General features: G+C 68.3%; 17 protein-coding genes and 1 riboswitch. Of the genes, 8 read left to right on the forward strand and 9 right to left on the reverse strand.

The features are described from left to right. Positions 1-18 precede the first annotated feature (18 nt). The gene (locus ABQE89_RS03485) at positions 19-1,095 is read left to right on the forward strand and encodes a lysylphosphatidylglycerol synthase transmembrane domain-containing protein (protein ID WP_448414136.1); all 1,077 of its coding nucleotides are present in this window, start codon (positions 19-21) and stop codon (positions 1,093-1,095) included. Positions 1,096-1,100: 5 nt separating this feature from the next. Next, positions 1,101-1,472 carry a DUF3054 domain-containing protein gene (locus ABQE89_RS03490; RefSeq protein ID WP_448414138.1) on the forward strand — a complete coding sequence of 124 codons (372 nt, stop codon included), beginning with the start codon at positions 1,101-1,103 and terminating at the stop codon, positions 1,470-1,472. Here ABQE89_RS03490 and ABQE89_RS03495 read toward each other — a convergent pair. From ABQE89_RS03495 to ABQE89_RS03510, 4 genes are all read right to left on the reverse strand, one after another. Next, on the reverse strand, positions 1,428-2,774 hold the full coding sequence (locus ABQE89_RS03495) for a sensor histidine kinase (RefSeq protein ID WP_448414140.1): 1,347 nt from the start codon (positions 2,772-2,774) through the stop codon (positions 1,428-1,430). The two genes, ABQE89_RS03490 and ABQE89_RS03495, sit on opposite strands and share 45 nt — an antisense overlap. A gap of 3 nt (positions 2,775-2,777) precedes the next feature. Next, complete coding sequence (locus tag ABQE89_RS03500) at positions 2,778-3,446, reverse strand: response regulator transcription factor (protein ID WP_448414217.1); 669 nt, start codon at positions 3,444-3,446, stop codon at positions 2,778-2,780. A 56-nt stretch (positions 3,447-3,502) separates the two neighbouring features. After that, positions 3,503-3,883 (reverse strand): heme-binding protein, encoded by a 381-nt coding sequence (locus ABQE89_RS03505; RefSeq protein WP_448414142.1) that lies wholly within the window; start codon positions 3,881-3,883, stop codon positions 3,503-3,505. Positions 3,884-4,054: 171 nt separating this feature from the next. Further along, positions 4,055-4,636 (reverse strand): hemophore, encoded by a 582-nt coding sequence (locus ABQE89_RS03510; protein WP_448414144.1) that lies wholly within the window; start codon positions 4,634-4,636, stop codon positions 4,055-4,057. A 319-nt stretch (positions 4,637-4,955) separates the two neighbouring features. Here ABQE89_RS03510 and ABQE89_RS03515 point away from each other — a divergent pair, with 319 nt between their 5' ends. The 3 genes from ABQE89_RS03515 to ABQE89_RS03525 are packed head-to-tail and all read left to right on the forward strand — an operon-like array spanning position 4,956 to position 8,758. Beyond that, complete coding sequence (locus ABQE89_RS03515) at positions 4,956-7,835, forward strand: MMPL family transporter (protein WP_448414146.1); 2,880 nt, start codon at positions 4,956-4,958, stop codon at positions 7,833-7,835. After that, positions 7,832-8,353: an XRE family transcriptional regulator gene (locus ABQE89_RS03520; RefSeq protein ID WP_448414148.1), complete on the forward strand. Its 522-nt coding sequence runs from the start codon at positions 7,832-7,834 to the stop codon at positions 8,351-8,353. Before ABQE89_RS03515 ends, ABQE89_RS03520 begins: the two co-directional genes overlap by 4 nt. Before the next feature lie 3 nt (positions 8,354-8,356). Continuing rightward, on the forward strand, positions 8,357-8,758 hold the full coding sequence (locus ABQE89_RS03525) for a CoA-binding protein (protein WP_448414150.1): 402 nt from the start codon (positions 8,357-8,359) through the stop codon (positions 8,756-8,758). 54 nt (positions 8,759-8,812) lie between these two features. On the opposite strand, the gene ABQE89_RS03530 is transcribed toward ABQE89_RS03525, so the two are convergent. Beyond that, positions 8,813-9,502 carry a hypothetical protein gene (locus ABQE89_RS03530; RefSeq protein WP_448414152.1) on the reverse strand — a complete coding sequence of 230 codons (690 nt, stop codon included), beginning with the start codon at positions 9,500-9,502 and terminating at the stop codon, positions 8,813-8,815. Next, positions 9,499-10,086, reverse strand: a complete 588-nt coding sequence (locus tag ABQE89_RS03535) for a hypothetical protein (protein WP_448414154.1) — start codon at positions 10,084-10,086, stop codon at positions 9,499-9,501. The genes ABQE89_RS03530 and ABQE89_RS03535 overlap by 4 nt, the downstream gene beginning before the upstream one ends. Before the next feature lie 63 nt (positions 10,087-10,149). Here ABQE89_RS03535 and ABQE89_RS03540 point away from each other — a divergent pair, with 63 nt between their 5' ends. Beyond that, on the forward strand, positions 10,150-12,186 hold the full coding sequence (locus ABQE89_RS03540; protein ID WP_448414156.1) for a M13 family metallopeptidase: 2,037 nt from the start codon (positions 10,150-10,152) through the stop codon (positions 12,184-12,186). Between the two features lie 11 nt (positions 12,187-12,197). Then, positions 12,198-12,379, forward strand: a riboswitch (cobalamin riboswitch). Positions 12,380-12,409: 30 nt separating this feature from the next. Further along, positions 12,410-13,174 (forward strand): (2Fe-2S)-binding protein, encoded by a 765-nt coding sequence (locus ABQE89_RS03545; protein ID WP_448414158.1) that lies wholly within the window; start codon positions 12,410-12,412, stop codon positions 13,172-13,174. Between the two features lie 3 nt (positions 13,175-13,177). Here ABQE89_RS03545 and ABQE89_RS03550 read toward each other — a convergent pair whose 3' ends face one another. The 3 genes from ABQE89_RS03550 to ABQE89_RS03560 all read right to left on the reverse strand — a co-directional run bounded on the left by ABQE89_RS03550 (position 13,178) and on the right by ABQE89_RS03560 (position 15,295). Then, positions 13,178-14,206 carry a L,D-transpeptidase gene (locus ABQE89_RS03550; RefSeq protein WP_448414159.1) on the reverse strand — a complete coding sequence of 343 codons (1,029 nt, stop codon included), beginning with the start codon at positions 14,204-14,206 and terminating at the stop codon, positions 13,178-13,180. Between the two features lie 158 nt (positions 14,207-14,364). Then, entirely contained in the window at positions 14,365-14,682 is a 318-nt protein-coding gene (gene ricR, locus ABQE89_RS03555; RefSeq protein ID WP_448414161.1) for a copper-sensing transcriptional repressor RicR, read from the reverse strand. Then, a complete protein-coding gene (locus ABQE89_RS03560; RefSeq protein ID WP_448414163.1) occupies positions 14,675-15,295 on the reverse strand; it encodes a DUF305 domain-containing protein in 621 nt (206 codons plus the stop codon). The genes ricR and ABQE89_RS03560 overlap by 8 nt, the downstream gene beginning before the upstream one ends. 81 nt (positions 15,296-15,376) lie before the next feature. On the opposite strand from ABQE89_RS03560, the gene ilvD reads away from it, so the two are divergent. After that, positions 15,377-17,066 (forward strand): dihydroxy-acid dehydratase (gene ilvD, locus ABQE89_RS03565; RefSeq protein WP_448414165.1); only part of this gene is annotated, 1,690 nt, incomplete at its 3' end.

Consider the following 17,066-nt stretch of genomic DNA (forward strand, 5'->3'; position numbering starts at 1 on the left):
ACGCTTTACCCTATGGTCGTGTCTCACGACGCCCGCGCCGGCGTGACCCGCGTCCAGCAGCGGCCCGCCCGCGGCAAGTACTGGTGGCTGCGCTGGCTGATCCTCGTCGTCGTGGTGGTGGTGCTCAGCGTCGAACTGGGCCTGGTGTGGGACCAACTGGCCAAGGCGTGGGACAGCCTGTACTCGGCCAACTGGTGGTGGGTGCTGGCCGCGGTGGGCGCGGCGATGATCTCCATGCACTTCTTCGGCGACATCCAGCGCAAGCTGCTGCGCTCGGCCGGGGTACCGGTGCGCGAGTGGCGATCCCAGGCCGCGTTCTACGCGGGCAACTCGCTGAGCACCACGCTGCCCGGCGGCCCGGTGCTGTCGGCGACCTTCATCTACCGCCAGCAGCGCATGTGGGGCGCCACCCCGGTGATCGCGTCGTGGCAGCTGGTGATGTCGGGTGCGCTGCAGGTCATCAGCCTGACGCTGCTCGGGTTGGGCAGCGCGTTCTTTCTGGGCGCCAAGCACAACCCGTTCTCGCTGATCTTCACGTTCGCCGGATTCGTCCTGTTGATCGTGCTGGCGCAGGCGGTGGCGTCGCGCCCGGATCTGCTCGACGGGGTCGGCGTGCGGGTGCTGTCCTGGACGAACTATCTGCGCGCCAAGCCCTCGGAGCACGGGCTGGCCAAGTGGCGCGAGATGCTCGGTCAACTCGAGTCGGTGAAACTGTCCCGCGGCCAGCTCGGGGTGGCGTTCTCCTGGTCGCTCATGACGCTGGTCACCGGCGTGGCCACGCTGCTGTTCGCGTGCTACGGCGCGGGTGGGCGTCCGTCGCTGCTCGGGGTCATCGTCGCCTTCGTCGCGGCCCGCGCGGTCGGGTCGATCCCCCTGATGCCCGGCGGGTTGCTGGTGGTGGAAGCGGTGCTGGTGCCCGGACTGGTGTCGAGCGGGATGACGCTGGCCTCGGCGATCTCCGCGATGCTCATCTACCGGTTGATCAGCTGGATCTACATCGCCGCGATCGGCTGGCTGGTGTTCTTCTTCATGTTCCGCACGGAACGAGACATCGATCCCGACGCCGCACCCCACACCGATCCCGAGCGGAGCTAACACCGATGCCCGTCAACGAGGAGATGCGCCCCGCGCTGTCCGCGCTGCTCACCGACGCCGTCTGCGTGGTGGTGTTCTGCACGATCGGCAGGCGCAGCCACGCCGAGGGCCTGAACCTGGCCGGCATCGCCGAGACGGCGTGGCCGTTTCTGGTGGGCGCCGCGGCGGGCTGGCTGGTCTCCCGCGGCTGGCGAGCGCCGATCGCGGTGGTGCCCACCGGGGTGTCGGTATGGGTGTGCACGATCGTGGTGGGAATGCTGCTGCGCGCGCTGACCTCGGCCGGCGTTGCCGCGAGTTTCATTGTGGTGGCGTCGCTTTCGACTGCGCTGCTGCTACTGGGCTGGCGAGTCCTGGCCGCGCTGCTGACCCGCGGCTGACACCGTGAGAGTGGCGCGCAAGCCACCCAGCGGACCGTCGGAGAGCTCGATGCGGCCACCGTGCAGCCTCGCCTGCTGCGACACCAGGGCCAGGCCCAGCCCCGAACCGCCCGCGACCGCGGTGCTGCCCCGCGAGAACCGGCCCAGAACCGCGCTGTGCTCCTCTGCGGGCAGTCCGCGCCCGTCGTCGTCCACCACGATCGTCACCGTGTCACCGGCGCGGTGTGCGGCGAGCACGACGTGCGTCGCCGCCCCGTGGGTCACCGCGTTGCGGACCAGGTTGTCCACCGCCAGCCGCAACCCGCTGGGCCAGCCCCAGATCGAGCCCAGATCGTCGGCGGCGCGCACCTCGATCTCGACGGCGGCGGCCGCGGGCCGGTTCTCCCTGGCGACGCGGTCCAGCATGTCGGTGATGTCGATGGGCTCCCGGTCCTCGGCCTGCGCCAGTTGACCGGAGGCCAATTGCCCCAACGCGGTGATGATCGCCTCCACCCGGCGCTGCGCGCGCGACAGGTCGGCCACCACCTCCGCCCTCTCCTCGGCGGGCAGGTCGTGGATGCGCAGGGTGTCCAGGTCGGCGCGCATCGCGGTGAGCGGGGTGCGCAGTTCGTGGGCGGCGTTGGCGGCGAAATCCTGGGCGGCCTGCAACGAGTTGTTGGTGGCCCGCTGCGCGTCGGCGAGCCGCCTCAGCATCCCCGACATCGCCTCGGACAGGTCCTCGGCCTCGCGTGCCCCGCGCACCGTGGGCATCCGGTCGCTGCCCTCGCCCAACCGCTCGGTGTGTTCGGTCAGTCTGCGCAGCGGCCGGATCGCGGGTCCGGCCAGCAGCCACCCCACCACCGCGGCGATCAGCACCGTCGCCGCACCGGCCGCGACGTAGAGCGGAATCTTGGCCCGGCTCAACAGGATTCCGTCGGCCCGGATACCCAGCGACATCAACACGCCGCCCTGCTGTTCGAGACGAGTCGTGCGGACCCGGTACTCGACCCCGTTGACTTCCACGGTCTCGGTGCCGGGCGGCAGTCGCGGCAACTGGAAGCCGCGCTGGAACACCACCTGGCCGGTGGACTCCGAGCGGCCCGTGGTGAGCACGCCGCGTCGCGGATCGGACAGTTGCTCGGGGAACATGCTGGCGTCGATGATCGCGTCGAGCCGCCGATCCAGTTGCGCCGCATCGTTGTTGGCCAGGACCACCGAGGTGGCGACGGTGAACACCGCGACGACGGCCGCCGCGGCGGTTGCGGCGGCGACAGCGACCCGGGTGCGCAACGACGCGGACCGCAGAAAACGCGGCGCCTTCACCCGCTAGGTCTCGTCTCGCAGCACGTAGCCGATCCCGCGCACGGTGTGAATGACCCGCGGTTTGCCGTCGCCCTCGATCTTGCGGCGCAGATACGAGATGAAGACGTCGGCGACGTTGGTGTCGACGTCGAAGTCGTAGCCCCACACCAGTTCCAGCAGCCGCGCCCTGCTGAGTACCACGCCGGCGTGCTCGGCCAACACGGCGAGCAGGTCGAATTCCCGCTTGGTCAGATCGACCCGCTCGCCCCTGACGAACACCAGCCGACGGGCGGCGTCGATGGTCAACGGACCGACCGTCACGGTGTCGGACCGGCCGTCGGCGTGACTCGCCCTGCGGAGCAGCGCGTGCAACCGGGCCACCAGTTCGCCCAGGTCGAACGGTTTGGTCAGGTAATCGTCGGCGCCGGCCTCCAGGCCCGCGATCCGGTCGTTGACGGTGTCGCGGGCCGACAGCACACAGATGGGGATGTCGTTGCCCAGTGCCCGCAGCGCGGTCACCACCGCGACGCCGTCCAACTCCGGCATCTGCACGTCGAGCACCAACGCGTCGTGCGACTCGCTGGACAGCAGGCGCAGCGCCTCTTTACCGCTGGCCGCGACCCGAACGTCGAACCCCGAGTGACGCAGTCCACGCGCGACCGAGGTCCGTACGTCCGGGTCGTCGTCGACCATCAGCACGGTGCGCCCCCCGCCTTCCGGATCCGCGGGCGGCCCAGCCGGCACGGGAATTAGGGAGTGTCAGCGATGCCGTCGCCGTTGACGTCGCCGCACCGGTTCTTGATGTCGACCAACGGCTGGCGGATGCCGGTCAGGTCAGCCTTCACGTCAGGATGGGCGTCCAGGTAGGCCTGCACGTCGCCGCGCACCTCGTCGCGGGGCCTGCCCTCGAGGCTGGTGAAGAACCAGTTCACCTCGGGGTGGGTGAACAGGTATGCCGACGTGGCCGCCGAGACACCCGACGCCACACCTGCCAAATCGGCCGCGGTGCAGTTGGGCGGCGCGTCGGCCGCTGCCAGTGGCATGGCACCAAACAACATTGCTCCGGCGATCGCGCCGGTGCCGACCGCGCCAGCTACCGCTCGTCGCGCAGTTCGGGCCGAGAGCATCATGGACAAGCTCCTTCGTCGCAAGTGATGAGGCCGGTCCCAAGGGCGGTTACCGACACCAAAAGCTAAGCAGATCGCGGGCCGACTTTCCTGCCTTGCGGGAGAACCGGTTGCGAGAAAGTCCGAAACCGCAGCTTGTGGCCTTACCTGCGCGGGCTCACGCGTCGCCGACGGTTACGGCAAACCGGCGATCGCGGGACCGGGAAGCCGGCCTGCGCCCTGCGGCAGCGACGAAGCCGGTGCCGACTGCGCGGCGCCGATCGCACCGTCGACGCCGACCGTCTGCGCGGTGGGCAGACCGCCTGGCAAACCCGTCGGGACCCCGCCGCTCTGCTGTGCGGCCTGCATCAGACCCATGATCTGAGGCAGGGTGACCGGCAGCTTGCACCGACCGGAGAGGTTGGTCAGAGGCTGCTGCAGCTTCTGCATGTCCTTGGCCACCTGTGGGTTGGCATCGAAGTACGCCTTGAGGGCCACCACCGACTGCGGGCCGCCCTGCTGTTGGGCGATCGCGCTCAGCGCGTGGTTGGTCTTCGGATCGGACTCCAGATAGCTGCCCATCGACGTGGCCACCGAACCGATCGTCTTGGCCACCTCGCTGGCGGCGCACGGGTCCGGGGCGGCCGTCGCCGACGGGGTCAGAGGCATCGAAGGTGTCGCCGGTAGGGCCATCGCGGCCACCGCGACGCCTCCCACGGCCGACGCAGCGAACACGGCGAGCCGGCATCGGCGCAGCGTCTTGTACGTGGGTCTCATCGCGCACTCCTCAACGTTGCGAACGCCTCAGATGAATTTCACGTTCGCGATCGGCGGCAATACGCCGCGACTGGGTCCCCGACCGAACTTGGCCGACTGGGCCAGCGCACATACTGCCATCCGGCCCGCGGCCCGTGCCAATCCTGCCGAGCAAACACCGGCGTCAATATCGGGGCGGCGGCTGGGTTAGAGCTACTTAAGGCGTTGCTGGCAGGTTCCTCTGGCGCGGTCGCCATACCACATCCCGTAGTACGCTCACGTACGAAACGCCGGGGAGAAACGCCGAGGAGAAAGCGGGGAGTTCACCATCCAGCAGTACATGATGCGCTTGAGTGGCTACCTGCGCAGATATCGCTGGGCGGTGTTCGCTGTGTGGCTTCTCCTGCTGGTGCCCTCCATCTATCTCGCGATGAACCAGTCCGGTCACCTCACCGGCGGCGGATTCGAGGTCGAGGGCTCGCAGTCGTTACGCGTCCAGCGCGAGCTGGAACAACATTTCCCCGATCAGGGTGCGTCGCCGTTGGCGTTGGTGGCGGCTCCCCGCGCGGACGCCTCGTTTGACGACATGAACGTCGCGGTGGCGCACCTGCAACGCATCGCGGCCGAAGTGCCCAGCGTCAAGGAGGTGCCCAACCCGCAGCAACCGGCGCCGCAGCCCGACCGGCCCTACGTCATCACCCTGCAGCTGGACTTCGACAACACCGGCGCGGTCGACGTCGCCAGGCAGCTGCGCAGCAAGGTCGGCATCGACGGCGAGGAACCCGGCCAGATCGAGAACGGCAAGGTCAAGCTCTACGTCATCGGGCAGGGCGCGCTGGGCGCCGCGGCCACGCTGGCCACCAAGCACGACATCGCCCAAGCCGAGCGGTGGAACCTGCCGATCGTCCTGATCGTGCTGCTCGCGGTGTTCGGGTCGCTGGCGGCGGCCGCGATGCCACTGCTGCTGGGCATCTGCACGGTCGCGGTGACGATGGGGCTGGTCTACCTGTTGTCGATGGTCGCCTCGATGTCGGTGTTCGCGACCTCCACCGTGTCGATGTTCGGCATCGCGGTGGCCATCGACTACTCCCTGTTCATCCTGATGCGGTTCCGGGAGGAACTGCGCGCCGGTCGAGACGCCGACGAGGCCGCCGACGCCGCGATGGCCACCTCCGGGCTCGCGGTGGTGTTGTCGGGGCTGACCGTGATCGCCTCGGTGACCGGGATCTATCTGATCCAGACCCCGGTGCTGACGTCGATGGCCACCGGCGCCATCCTCGCGGTCGCGGTGGCGGTGCTGACGTCGACCACCCTGATCCCCGCCGTGCTCGCGACGTTCGGTCGGGCGGCGGCCAAGCGCTCGTCGTACCTGCACTGGTCGCGTCGGCCCGAGACCACCCAGTCGCGGTTCTGGACCCGCTGGACCGGATGGGTGATGCGGCGGCCGTGGCTGTCGGCGCTGGCGGCGTCCGCGGTGTTGCTCACGCTGGCCGCACCGGCATTTTCCATGGCGCTGGGCAACAGCATGCAGCGGCAGTTCGAACCCACCCACGAGATCCGCGGCGGGGTCAACTCGGCCGCCGAGGCGCTGGGTCCCGGTGCGCTGGGGCCGGTGCGGGTGTTGGTGTCGTTCCCCGACGGCAACGCGGCCTCGGCACCGGTCAAGGAACCGCTACTGGACTCGATCCGGCAGCGGATGGCGCAGGGCCCCAACGTGATATCGGTGACGCCGCCGGTGTTCGGCGACGACTACCGCCATACCCTGCTGTCCGCGGTGTTGTCGGTGGACCCCGAGGACCTGGCGGCCCGCGACACCGTCCGATGGATGCGGGCGGAACTGCCGCAGGTGCCCGGACTCGACGATGTGCGCATCGACGTCGGCGGCCCGACCGCCCTGATCAAGGACTTCGACGATCGGGTGTCGGCCACCCAGCCGCTGGTGTTCGTGTTCGTCGCGTTGATCGCCTTCGTCATGCTCCTGATCGCGATCCGGTCGGTGGTGCTGGCGCTCAAGGGCGTCCTGATGACGGTGCTGTCGGTGGCGGCCGCCTACGGCAGCCTGGTGGTGGTCTTCCAGTGGGGCTGGCTGGAAGCCCTGGGCTTCGAACGAATCTCGTCGCTGGACAGCACGATTCCGCCACTGGTTCTGGCGCTGACCTTCGGGCTGTCGATGGACTACGAGATCTTTTTGCTGACCCGAATCCGCGAACGGTTCCTGCAGACGCAGAACACCCGCGACGCCGTCGCCTACGGCGTCAGCACCAGCGCCCGCACCATCACCAGCGCCGCGCTGATCATGATCGCGGTGTTCACCGGGTTCGCGTTCGCGGGCATGCCGCTGGTCGCGCAGCTCGGGGTGGCCTGCGCGGTGGCGATCGCCGTGGATGCGACGATCGTGCGGCTGGTGCTGGTGCCGTCGTTGATGGCGATCTTCGACCAATGGAACTGGTGGCTGCCACACTGGCTGGCGCGGATCCTGCCGTCGGTGGACTTCGAGAAGCCGCTGCCGAAGAACCAGACGTCCGACCTGGTCATCATTCCCGACGACCTGTCGTCGATCGGGCCCACCGGCGCGGAGCTGCGGACGGTGGTGAAATCCGCGGCGAAGTTGAAAACCCTTGCACCGCAGTCTGTCACCGTTGCCGACCCGCTCGCGTTCAGTGGCTGCCTGCCCGCCGAACGGGAGTGCGCTGTCCGCAACGGCAGTACCCGCAACGGCGGCACCGCGACGGTGACCCGAGCGCCGCTGCATCCGGTGACGATGTGGCGGGGCCGGTTGGCGGTCGCGCTGGACGCGCTGCAGACCGAGAGCTACGAGCCGGTGCCGCTGGAGCGCTGCAGTCCGGTGGAGACCGCCAACGTCCAACTGCCCACCGGCGACAGGTTGCAGATCCCGACGGGCGCCGAGACCCTCCGGATGAAGAGCTACCTGATCTTGAACCGCAACAGCTCACGCGACTATGCCGATTTTGCCGATCTGGTCGAGGCGATGGAGACTCATACCGCCGCGGTCGTACTCGCCGGAATGGACCGGTACTACTGTGGAGACCACACGAGAAGGCAATGGGTTGCCACCCAGTTGGTTCGCCGACTGGCCGATCCTCAACCGTCAGACGAGCACGACATCAGGATGTCGGGCCCGGACGCGGAGGCCGACTGGGCCAAGGTGAGGGAGCGCTGCCTGTCGGTGGCGGTGGCGATGCTGGAGGAGGCGAGGTGACGGTGAGTCCCGAGATCCGGGATGCCCGCCGCCGCGAACCCGGCCCCGAACGCCAGACCCCGGCGCGCAGGCCGGTCGGTGATGACCGACCGGTGGAGTTCTGGCCCACCGCGGCGATCCGGGCCGCGCTGGAAACCGACGATCTGGCCGTCTGGCAGCGCATCGTCGCCGCGATCAAGCGTGATCCGTTCGGCCGGACCGCACGCCAGGTCGAAGAGGTCCTGCAGACCGTCCGGCCCTACGGGGTGTCCAAGGCACTGGCCGAGGTGCTCGCCCGCACCCGCGAACATATGGAGGCCAACGAGCGCGCCGAGGTGGCCCACCACATCCACACGCTGATGGACCGGTCCGGCCTGGGGCCGCAGGAGTTCGCGTCCCGCATCGGCGTGGCCCCCGAGGACTTCGCCTCCTACCTTTCCGGGCAGACCAGTCCGGCCGCGTCGCTGATGGTCCGGATGCGAAACCTCTCCGAGCGCTTCGCCAAGATGCGCGCCCAGCGCCGTGACGAGAGGGACTGACCGGTGTCGACCGACATCGACCGAATTCTGGGCGAGACCCGCAGCGTCGCCGTCGTCGGCATCTCGAACAATCCGGCCCGGCCCAGTTACGAGGTGTGGCAGTACCTGAGGGCGCACAGCGACTACGACCTGTACCTGGTCAACCCGACCCTCGACGAGATCGACGGCGTGCGTGTCTACCCATCGCTGGCGCAGCTGCCGATGGTGCCCGATCTCGTCGACGTGTTCCGCCGCCGCGAACATCTGCCCGACGTGCTGGCCGACACCATCGCCGTCGGCGCGAAAACCCTCTGGCTGCAACAGGGGCTGTGGCACGACGATGTCGCCCGTGACGGTGCGGCTGCCGGTCTGCAGGTGGTGATGGACCGCTGCCTGAAGGTGGAGTTCGCCCGGCTGCGCGGCTAGCGATTCGTGTGCATTCAGGAGCGCTCAGCGCAACAAAACGCACACAAAACGCGGCTAGCGCGAGTGGATCGGCGACACGTCGTCCACCAACCAGCGGCCGTCGTGTTTGGACAGCTGCACCCGCAGCGCGAGCACGGCGGTGTCGGGCGCCGCGCCGGGCCGGTTCTGGGTGGCGTGCAGGATCACCGCCACGCTGGCCGCGGCCGGGCCGATGGCCTCCACCCCGGCCGATACCGTGCTGGCCTGCGCCGAGACATTGCGGCTCGTCAGATCCTTTGCCACCGTGGTGAATTCGTTCTTGAACGCCTCGGCGCTGTCCGGCGACATCATCGCCACCGCGCGATCGATCGACGCGGTCGGACTCTGCGGGGTGAACGTCGCGGAGGCCTCCGAGATGCTGCTGGCGATGCCGACCACTTCGGCGGTGTCGTTGCGTAGGTTGCGATCGGGCACCGTCCAATTGACGTAGCCGACCGCCACCGCGGCCACCACGGCGCCGGCGGCGACCGCGACCACGGCCAGCCGCAGCCCGGGCCCGTCGTCGTCGGTGCCCAGGGTCACCCCGTCCCGGCGCGCCAGCACCACGTTGACGATCACGCCCTGCACGATCAGCACACACAGCACCGAGCAGACCGACACCCACCACAGCGGCCACGCCAATGCGACCCCGATGTAGACCAGCGCGGCGATCGCGGCCAGCGGGGGCGCCACGTCGAATGCCGCCACACGCCAGGCGTTTCTCATCGGATCGGCTCCAGCCGGGAGATCATCAGCTTGCCGTCCACGTCGGACACGTCGAGCCGCAACGTCCAGCGCACGGTCTGCGGTGTGTCCCCGCCGACGTTCTCGCTGATCGACGTCGCGACCACCATCACGGTGTCGGTACGCGATGCGAACTCCGCCAGCTCGGGCGGCTGCTGTTGCGGCGCCCCGTTCGGGCCGGCCTGGGGGCGGTACAGGGTCTCCACCGCGACCGAGTCGATCTGGCCGGTGGTGCGCGCCTGCAGCTTCTGCACGAGCTGGCGGTAGGGCTTCACCGCGGCCTCGAAGTCGGCGTTGAGCTGCCCGACGGTGCCCTCGTGCAGTTTGACCATGCTGGCCTCGACGGTGTCCTTGTTCATGTTGATCAGCACGTTGGTCCAGTCCGCGGCGGTCTGCATGGCGCGGGCCCGGTACTGCAGTTCCTCGACGTCGGCGCGGTGGTGCGACCAGATGAGGGTGGCCAGCGCGACCGCGGCCACCGCGATCACCGCCAGCACCGTCGAGCCGATCCCGTAGCTGGTCAAGACGCGGCCGTGGCCGGTCGGGGTGGACTCGTCCTCGGGCATGCGCGTGAGGGTACCTGGCCTCGTCGGCCCGGCGGCTGCGCCCGGTTCTGGCACCCTGGAGGGGTGACGGTACAAGATGTTCGCGGCCAGACGGCTCAGACGGCCAGGTCCGGTATCGACCTGAGCTACGTCGACCCCGAGGTCCGCCCCCAAGACGATCTGTTCGGCCACGTCAACGGTCGTTGGCTGGACGAGTACGAGATGCCTGCCGACCGCGCGACCGACGGTGCGTTCCGGCTGCTCTACGACCGCGCCGAGGAGCAGGTGCGCAACCTCATCGTGGAGGCCAGCGAGAAGGCCGCGGCGTCGGGCGCCCCGCACGGCACCGACGAGCAGCGCATCGGCGATCTCTATTCGAGCTTCATGGACGAGCAGACGGTCGCCGAGCGCGGTGTGCAACCGCTGCTCGACGAACTGGCCACCATCGATTCGGCCACCGACCTGACCGCGTTGGCCGGGGTGCTGGGCGCGTTGCAGCGCACCGGCGTCGGCGGCGCCACGGGTGTCTACGTCAACACCGACGCCAAGGACTCGACTCGCTACCTGCTGCACATGAGCCAGTCCGGGCTGGGTCTGCCCGACGAGTCCTACTACCGCGATGCGCGGCACGCCGAGATCCTGGCGGCCTACCCCGACCACATCGCGGCGATGTTCACCCTCGTCTACGGCCCGGGCGAGCACGCCGCGACCGCGGCCAGGATCGTCGCACTGGAGACCGCGTTGGCCGCGGCGCACTGGGACGTCGTCAAACGCCGCGACGCCGACCTGTCCTACAACCTGCGCACCTTCGCCGACCTGCCGGCGCAGGCCCAGGGCTTCGACTGGGCCGGCTGGCTCACGGCGCTGGGCACCACCGCTGAACAAGCCGCCGAACTGGTGGTGCGCCAACCCGACTACCTCACGGCGTTCGCCTCGCAGTGGTCGGGCGAGTCGGGCTTCGGCCTCGACGACTGGAAGGCCTGGCTGCGCTGGCGGCTGATCAGGGCGCGCGCGTTCCTGCTGACCGACGACCTGGTGGCCGAGGAGTTCGAGTTCTATGGCCGCAGGCTCTCGGGCACCGAGCAGATCCGTGACCGCTGGAAGCGCGCGGTGTCGTTGGTCGAGAACCTGATGGGCGACGCGGTCGGCAGGCTCTATGTCGAGCGGCATTTCCCACCGCATGCCAAATCGCGGATGGACGAGTTGGTGGCGAACCTGCGCGAGGCCTACCGGGTCAGCATCAACTCACTGGAGTGGATGACCCCGCAGACTCGGCAGAAGGCGCTGGCCAAGCTGGACAGGTTCACCGCGAAGATCGGTTACCCGGCCAAGTGGCGGGACTATTCTGCGCTGGTCATCGAGCGCGACGACCTGTACGGAAACTACCTGCGGGGCTATCAGGTGGGCTACGACCGTGAGCTGGCCAAGCTCGGCGGGCCCGTCGACCGCGACGAGTGGTTCATGACGCCGCAGACCGTCAACGCCTACTACAACCCCGGGATGAACGAGATCGTCTTCCCGGCAGCGATTCTGCAGCCGCCGTTCTTCGACGCCGACGCCGACGACGCGGCCAACTACGGCGGTATCGGCGCGGTCATCGGCCACGAGATCGGGCACGGCTTCGACGACCAGGGGTCCAAATACGACGGCGACGGAAACCTGGTGGACTGGTGGACCGATGAGGACCGCGCCGAGTTCGGCACCCGCACAGAGGCGCTGATCGAACAGTACGAGCAGTATGTACCGCGGGAACTAGGAAACGGCCACTCCCCTGTCCCGCATGTCAACGGCGCCTTCACCGTCGGCGAGAACATCGGCGACCTCGGCGGGCTCTCCATCGCGCTGCTGGCCTATCAGCTGTCGCTCAACGGCAAGGAGGCTCCGGTGATCGACGGACTCACCGGTGTGCAGCGGGTGTTCTTCGGCTGGGCACAGGTGTGGCGCACGAAATCGCGTGACGCCGAGGCCATCCGGCGCCTCGCAGTCGACCCGCACTCACCGCCGGAGTTCCGGTGCAACGGCGTCATCCGCAACATGGACGCGTTCTACGAGGAGTTCGACGTCAGCGAGGACGACGCGCTGTATCTGGAGCCGGAGCGACGGGTGCGCATCTGGAATTGAGAGGCTCGACGAATCCCCTGATGCAGTAATGTCGTCCGTAAGGTGATGACGACGTAGGAAGCCGGTGGAAATCCGGCGCGGTCCCGCCACTGTCATCGGGGAGCGACCCTCAACAAGCCACGGCCAGCGGGCTGGAAGGCGAGGCGAGCAGCGATCCGAAAGCCAGGACACTCGTGTCATCACGTCCTGCTACCCGGGGCGGTGCACCCCGAGAGAGCTGAATATGTCACGTCCTGCAATGGTGGGACCCGACCGAGCCGGGCGAAACGCTCCCGTCGATGCGACGCGAATTCTGGCCGAGATCTCCACCGTCAGCCCATATTTCGCGGTGAGCTGCGGAGCGGTCAGCGACGACAGCTGGTATCCGGTTCATCGGCTGTACACCGATACCGAGCTGCTCACGGCGATCGTCGGACGCGTTCAGTCCCGGATCGGCACCGACGAACGTCGCGTCGCGGTTTCGACGTTCCAGCTCGGCCTGGCCGCGCGTCTCTGGTCGATCGGTCTCGGCGCACTCATTCGGCACGGGGTGTTGCCCGACCTCGACGCCGAGCAATTGTTGTTTTCTGAGACCGCCGGTCGGATCCGGCTGCACATCGAAAAGCCCGTCGCCTGGCAGGGCGACGGTCTGGAAACGCTGCTGGCGAACCAGGTTCTCGACGGGCATCTGGCCGTGCTCACCGCGGCGTTGCACCGACTCGGGCCCATTTCGGCCCGGCTGCTGCGTGGCAACGCCGCGTCTGCGCTGCTCAGCGCCGCTCGGGTGATCGACCGCGCAACGACATCCGACCCTGCCGAACAACTGGCCCGGCGTTTGTGTGCCGACGAAAGGCTTGATGGCGAAGTGATTTTCAACGGGGCAGGCTACCGTCGCACCAGTTGTTGTCTGTACTACCGCACTCCGGGCGGCGGCGTCTGCGGTGACTGCGTGTTCATCACCAAACCCGGCCCGAAGCCGCGTCCAGGCACCGAGAAGCCGACTCGGTGACCGTCAGAACATCTGCCAGTCCGACGCACCGTCGGGCTGGTTGTAGGTGTCGCCACCGGTGTTCTTGATCACCACCGGGTCCCCGCTGCCGAAGTTGTCGTAGAACCACTTCGCGTCCTCGGGGCTCAGGTTGATACACCCGTGGCTGACATTGCTGTTGCCCTGAGCGCCGACCGACCAGGGCGCGCTGTGCACGAAGATGCCTTGGTTGTCGATTCGGACGGCGTCTTTGACCTTCAGTTTGTACCCCTCGTCATCGTCGACGGGGACGCCGTAGGTCGACGAGTCCATCACGATGTCGGCGAACTTCTCCAGCACGTAGTACGTGCCGTTGCGGGTTTCGTAGCCCTTCTTACCCATCGACACCGGGAAGGTCTTGATCAACTTCCCGTCGCGCATGATCTCCATCTGCTTGGTGGAGTCGTCGATGGTGGCCACCAGCTGCTCGGGGACGCTGAAGCTCGATTTGGTGCCGCCGGCGTCGATATGGACGACGGTGCCTGCAGGCCAGAAGTCCTGGGGACGCCACCGCAGTTGGGTGTCGCTGGTCCAGTAGAACCTGCCGGGCACGGGCGGGTTGGACGTGATGTGCACAGCGTCCTGGGCCATCTGGCGGTCCGCGATCGGCCGCTGGAAGTTGATGTAGATCGGCTTGGCAGCCCCGACGATGGAGCCGTTGACCGGGTTGAAGCTCGGCGGCGCGAACACCGGCTGACCGGTGTACGGCAGTGGGTTCTGCCCGGCCGGCGTGCCCTCGGGAATCTGCTGCGGCGGGGCGAACGGGTTCGCCGGAAGGAACGGGTTCGGGGCGGGCGCCGCGGCCGGCGCCAACGGATCCGCGGGTGCGGGCGGCGGCGGTAGGAACGGGTTGGGCGCCGGGGCCGGCGCCGCGGCCGGGTCGACCGGCGCGGGCGGTGGCGGCGGTGGCAGCCCCGGCTGGGCCAGGGCGGACGGTGCAGCCAGCACCAGTCCCCCGAGCAGCCCGACCGTGGCAAATACGGTGAGCAGTCGCCTCGTCATCGGCAGCCGCATACATGACCTCCCAGTCGCACAGGCTTCGTCTCAGTGTGGCATAGCGTCCGGACCGGGCATCGCCACCAGGGCGTACCCGGATCGGCGATCAGCACCGGCGTGCGGGCGTTGACCTGCCCGTTTTCATCGCCTTTTCATCGTCGCGCGGTGGCCGGGCGTTACGAGCGGACCAGCCTCGCGATCGCGGCCGATGCCTCGGAGAGCTTCGCGTCGGCCTCGTCGCCGCCCTTGGCGACGGCGTGGCTCACACAGTGGCCGAGGTGCTCGTCGAGCAGACCGAGCGCGACGGACTGCAACGCACTGTTGACGGCGCTGATCTGGGTGAGCACGTCGATGCAGTACTTGTCCTCGTCGATCATCTTGGCGATGCCGCGGACCTGACCCTCGATCCGGCGTAGCCGCTTGGCGTAGTTGTCCTTCTGCGGCGAGTAGCCGTGCCTGGCGATGGACTCGGTCGCGCCGGTGTGGTCAACCATTCGGACCGCCCTCCAACATCTGGTTCATCTGCTCGATCTCGGCCTGCTGGGTGTCGATGATCGTCTGGGCGAGCCGTTTCGCATCGACGTTCTGGCCGTTGGCGATCTCGGCCGCAGCCATCTCGACGGCTCCCTCGTGGTGGCTGATCATCGACTGCAGCCACAGCGTGTCGAATTCGGCGCCGCTGAGCGAGCGCAGTTTCTCCATGGTCGCGTCGTCGACCATGCCTGCCATCTCACCGTGGCCTCCGTGGTCGGATCCGGCAGTCCCGTCGTCCGGGTTTTCGTTCCACTGCACCAGGAACACCTTCATCGCGTTGATCTCGGGCTGCTGAGCTGTCGAGATCTGCTCGGCCAGCGAGATCAGTTCGGGGTCGGTGGAGCGCTCGGGCACCAGCGCCGACAGTTCCACGGCCTGCTCGTGGTGCGGGATCATGTTCGTCGCGAACGCGATGTCGTCGGCGTTGTAACCAGCGGGTTCACCGGTGATGACGGGTTCGTCGCCCTGCTCGTGGTCGGTGTGCTCGGTCGCCGTGCTGCTGCACGACGACAGGGCCAGGGCAAGGAACAGAACGCTCACGGCGGCGGCGATGCGAGTAATCAAAGACGGCATGGCGGCCAGAGTACCGGATACCCTACCGGGGTATCTATATTGGTTTGGTCTGCGGTAATCGCCGCGGGCATACTGTTTGCCATGCCCTCAGGTCCAGATATCAAGCCCCGCAGCCGCGACGTCACCGACGGTCTGGAGAAGGCCGCCGCGCGCGGAATGTTACGCGCGGTAGGCATGGGCGACGACGATTTCGCCAAACCACAGATCGGCGTCGCCTCGTCGTGGAACGAGATCACGCCGTGCAACCTGTCGCTGGACCGGCTGGCCAAGGCGGTAAAGGACGGCGTGCACGCCGCGGGCGGATATCCGCTGGAGTTCGGCACCATCTCGGTCTCCGACGGCATCTCGATGGGCCACGAGGGGATGCACTTCTCGCTGGTCTCCCGCGAGGTGATCGCCGACAGCGTCGAGACCGTGATGCAGGCGGAGCGCCTCGACGGGTCGGTGCTGCTGGCCGGTTGCGACAAGTCCCTGCCGGGCATGCTGATGGCCGCGGCCCGGCTGGATCTGGCCGCCGTGTTTCTCTATGCGGGTTCGATCCTGCCGGGTATCGCCAAGATGACCGACGGCACCGAGCGTGAGGTGACGATCATCGACGCGTTCGAGGCGGTAGGCGCATGCGCGCGGGGGCTGATGCCCCGCGAGGACGTCGACGCGATCGAACGCGCGATCTGCCCCGGTGAGGGTGCCTGCGGCGGGATGTACACCGCGAACACGATGGCCTCCGCGGCCGAGGCGCTCGGCATGTCACTGCCGGGTTCCGCGGCGCCCCCGGCCACCGACCGCCGCCGCGACGGGTTCGCCCGCCGGTCCGGGCAGGCGGTCGTCGAGTTGCTGCGACGCGGCATCACCGCGCGCGACATCCTCACCAAGGAGGCGTTCGAGAACGCGATCGCGGTGGTGATGGCGTTCGGCGGCTCGACCAACGCGGTGCTGCATCTGCTGGCCATCGCCCACGAGGCCGGCGTCAAGCTGTCACTCGACGACTTCACCCGGGTCGGGGCCAAGGTGCCGCACCTGGCCGACGTGAAACCCTTCGGCCGTCACGTGATGACCGACGTCGACCACATCGGCGGCGTGCCTGTGGTGATGAAGGCACTGCTGGACGCGGGGCTGCTGCACGGGGACTGTCTGACCGTCACCGGTCAGACCATGGCGCAGAACCTCGCCCACATCGCACCGCCCGATCCCGACGGCAAGGTGCTGCGCGCGCTGTCCGATCCGATCCACCCCACCGGCGGCATCACGATCCTGCACGGTTCGCTGGCCCCGGAGGGCGCCGTGGTGAAGTCCGCCGGTTTCGACTCCGACGTCTTCGAAGGCACCGCAAGGGTTTTCGAGCGCGAGCGGGCTGCGCTGGACGCTTTGGAGGACGGCACGATTCAAGCGGGCGACGTCGTCGTCATCCGCTACGAGGGCCCCAAGGGCGGCCCGGGCATGCGGGAGATGCTCGCGATCACCGGCGCCATCAAGGGCGCCGGGCTGGGCAAGGACGTGCTGCTGATGACCGACGGCCGATTCTCCGGCGGCACCACGGGGTTGTGTGTCGGCCACATCGCCCCGGAGGCCGTCGACGGCGGGCCGATCGCATTCCTGCGCGACGGCGACCGGGTCCGGTTGGACGTGGGCAAGGGCACGCTCGACGTGCTCGTCGACGCAGCCGAGTTCGACGCGCGCAAGGCGGGTTTCGAACCACTGCCGCCGCGCTACACCACCGGGGTGCTGGCCAAGTACACCAAGCTGGTGGGTTCGGCGGCGGTCGGCGCGGTCT

Source organism: Mycolicibacterium sp. XJ1819, assembly GCF_053483675.1.

What these genes read in the sequence shown, in the direction of transcription:
- ABQE89_RS03530 (WP_448414152.1), bottom strand. Translation starts at nt 9,502, where the DNA reads ATGAGAAACGCCTGGCGTGTGGCGGCATTCGACGTGGCGCCCCCGCTG.
- ABQE89_RS03545 (WP_448414158.1), top strand. Translation starts at nt 12,410, where the DNA reads ATGTCACGTCCTGCAATGGTGGGACCCGACCGAGCCGGGCGAAACGCT.
- ABQE89_RS03505 (WP_448414142.1), bottom strand. Translation starts at nt 3,883, where the DNA reads ATGATGCTCTCGGCCCGAACTGCGCGACGAGCGGTAGCTGGCGCGGTC.
- ABQE89_RS03560 (WP_448414163.1), bottom strand. Translation starts at nt 15,295, where the DNA reads ATGCCGTCTTTGATTACTCGCATCGCCGCCGCCGTGAGCGTTCTGTTC.
- ricR (WP_448414161.1), bottom strand. Translation starts at nt 14,682, where the DNA reads ATGGTTGACCACACCGGCGCGACCGAGTCCATCGCCAGGCACGGCTAC.
- ABQE89_RS03490 (WP_448414138.1), top strand. Translation starts at nt 1,101, where the DNA reads ATGCCCGTCAACGAGGAGATGCGCCCCGCGCTGTCCGCGCTGCTCACC.
- ABQE89_RS03500 (WP_448414217.1), bottom strand. Translation starts at nt 3,446, where the DNA reads ATGGTCGACGACGACCCGGACGTACGGACCTCGGTCGCGCGTGGACTG.
- ABQE89_RS03550 (WP_448414159.1), bottom strand. Translation starts at nt 14,206, where the DNA reads ATGCGGCTGCCGATGACGAGGCGACTGCTCACCGTATTTGCCACGGTC.
- ABQE89_RS03535 (WP_448414154.1), bottom strand. Translation starts at nt 10,086, where the DNA reads ATGCCCGAGGACGAGTCCACCCCGACCGGCCACGGCCGCGTCTTGACC.
- ABQE89_RS03515 (WP_448414146.1), top strand. Translation starts at nt 4,956, where the DNA reads ATGATGCGCTTGAGTGGCTACCTGCGCAGATATCGCTGGGCGGTGTTC.
- ABQE89_RS03510 (WP_448414144.1), bottom strand. Translation starts at nt 4,636, where the DNA reads ATGAGACCCACGTACAAGACGCTGCGCCGATGCCGGCTCGCCGTGTTC.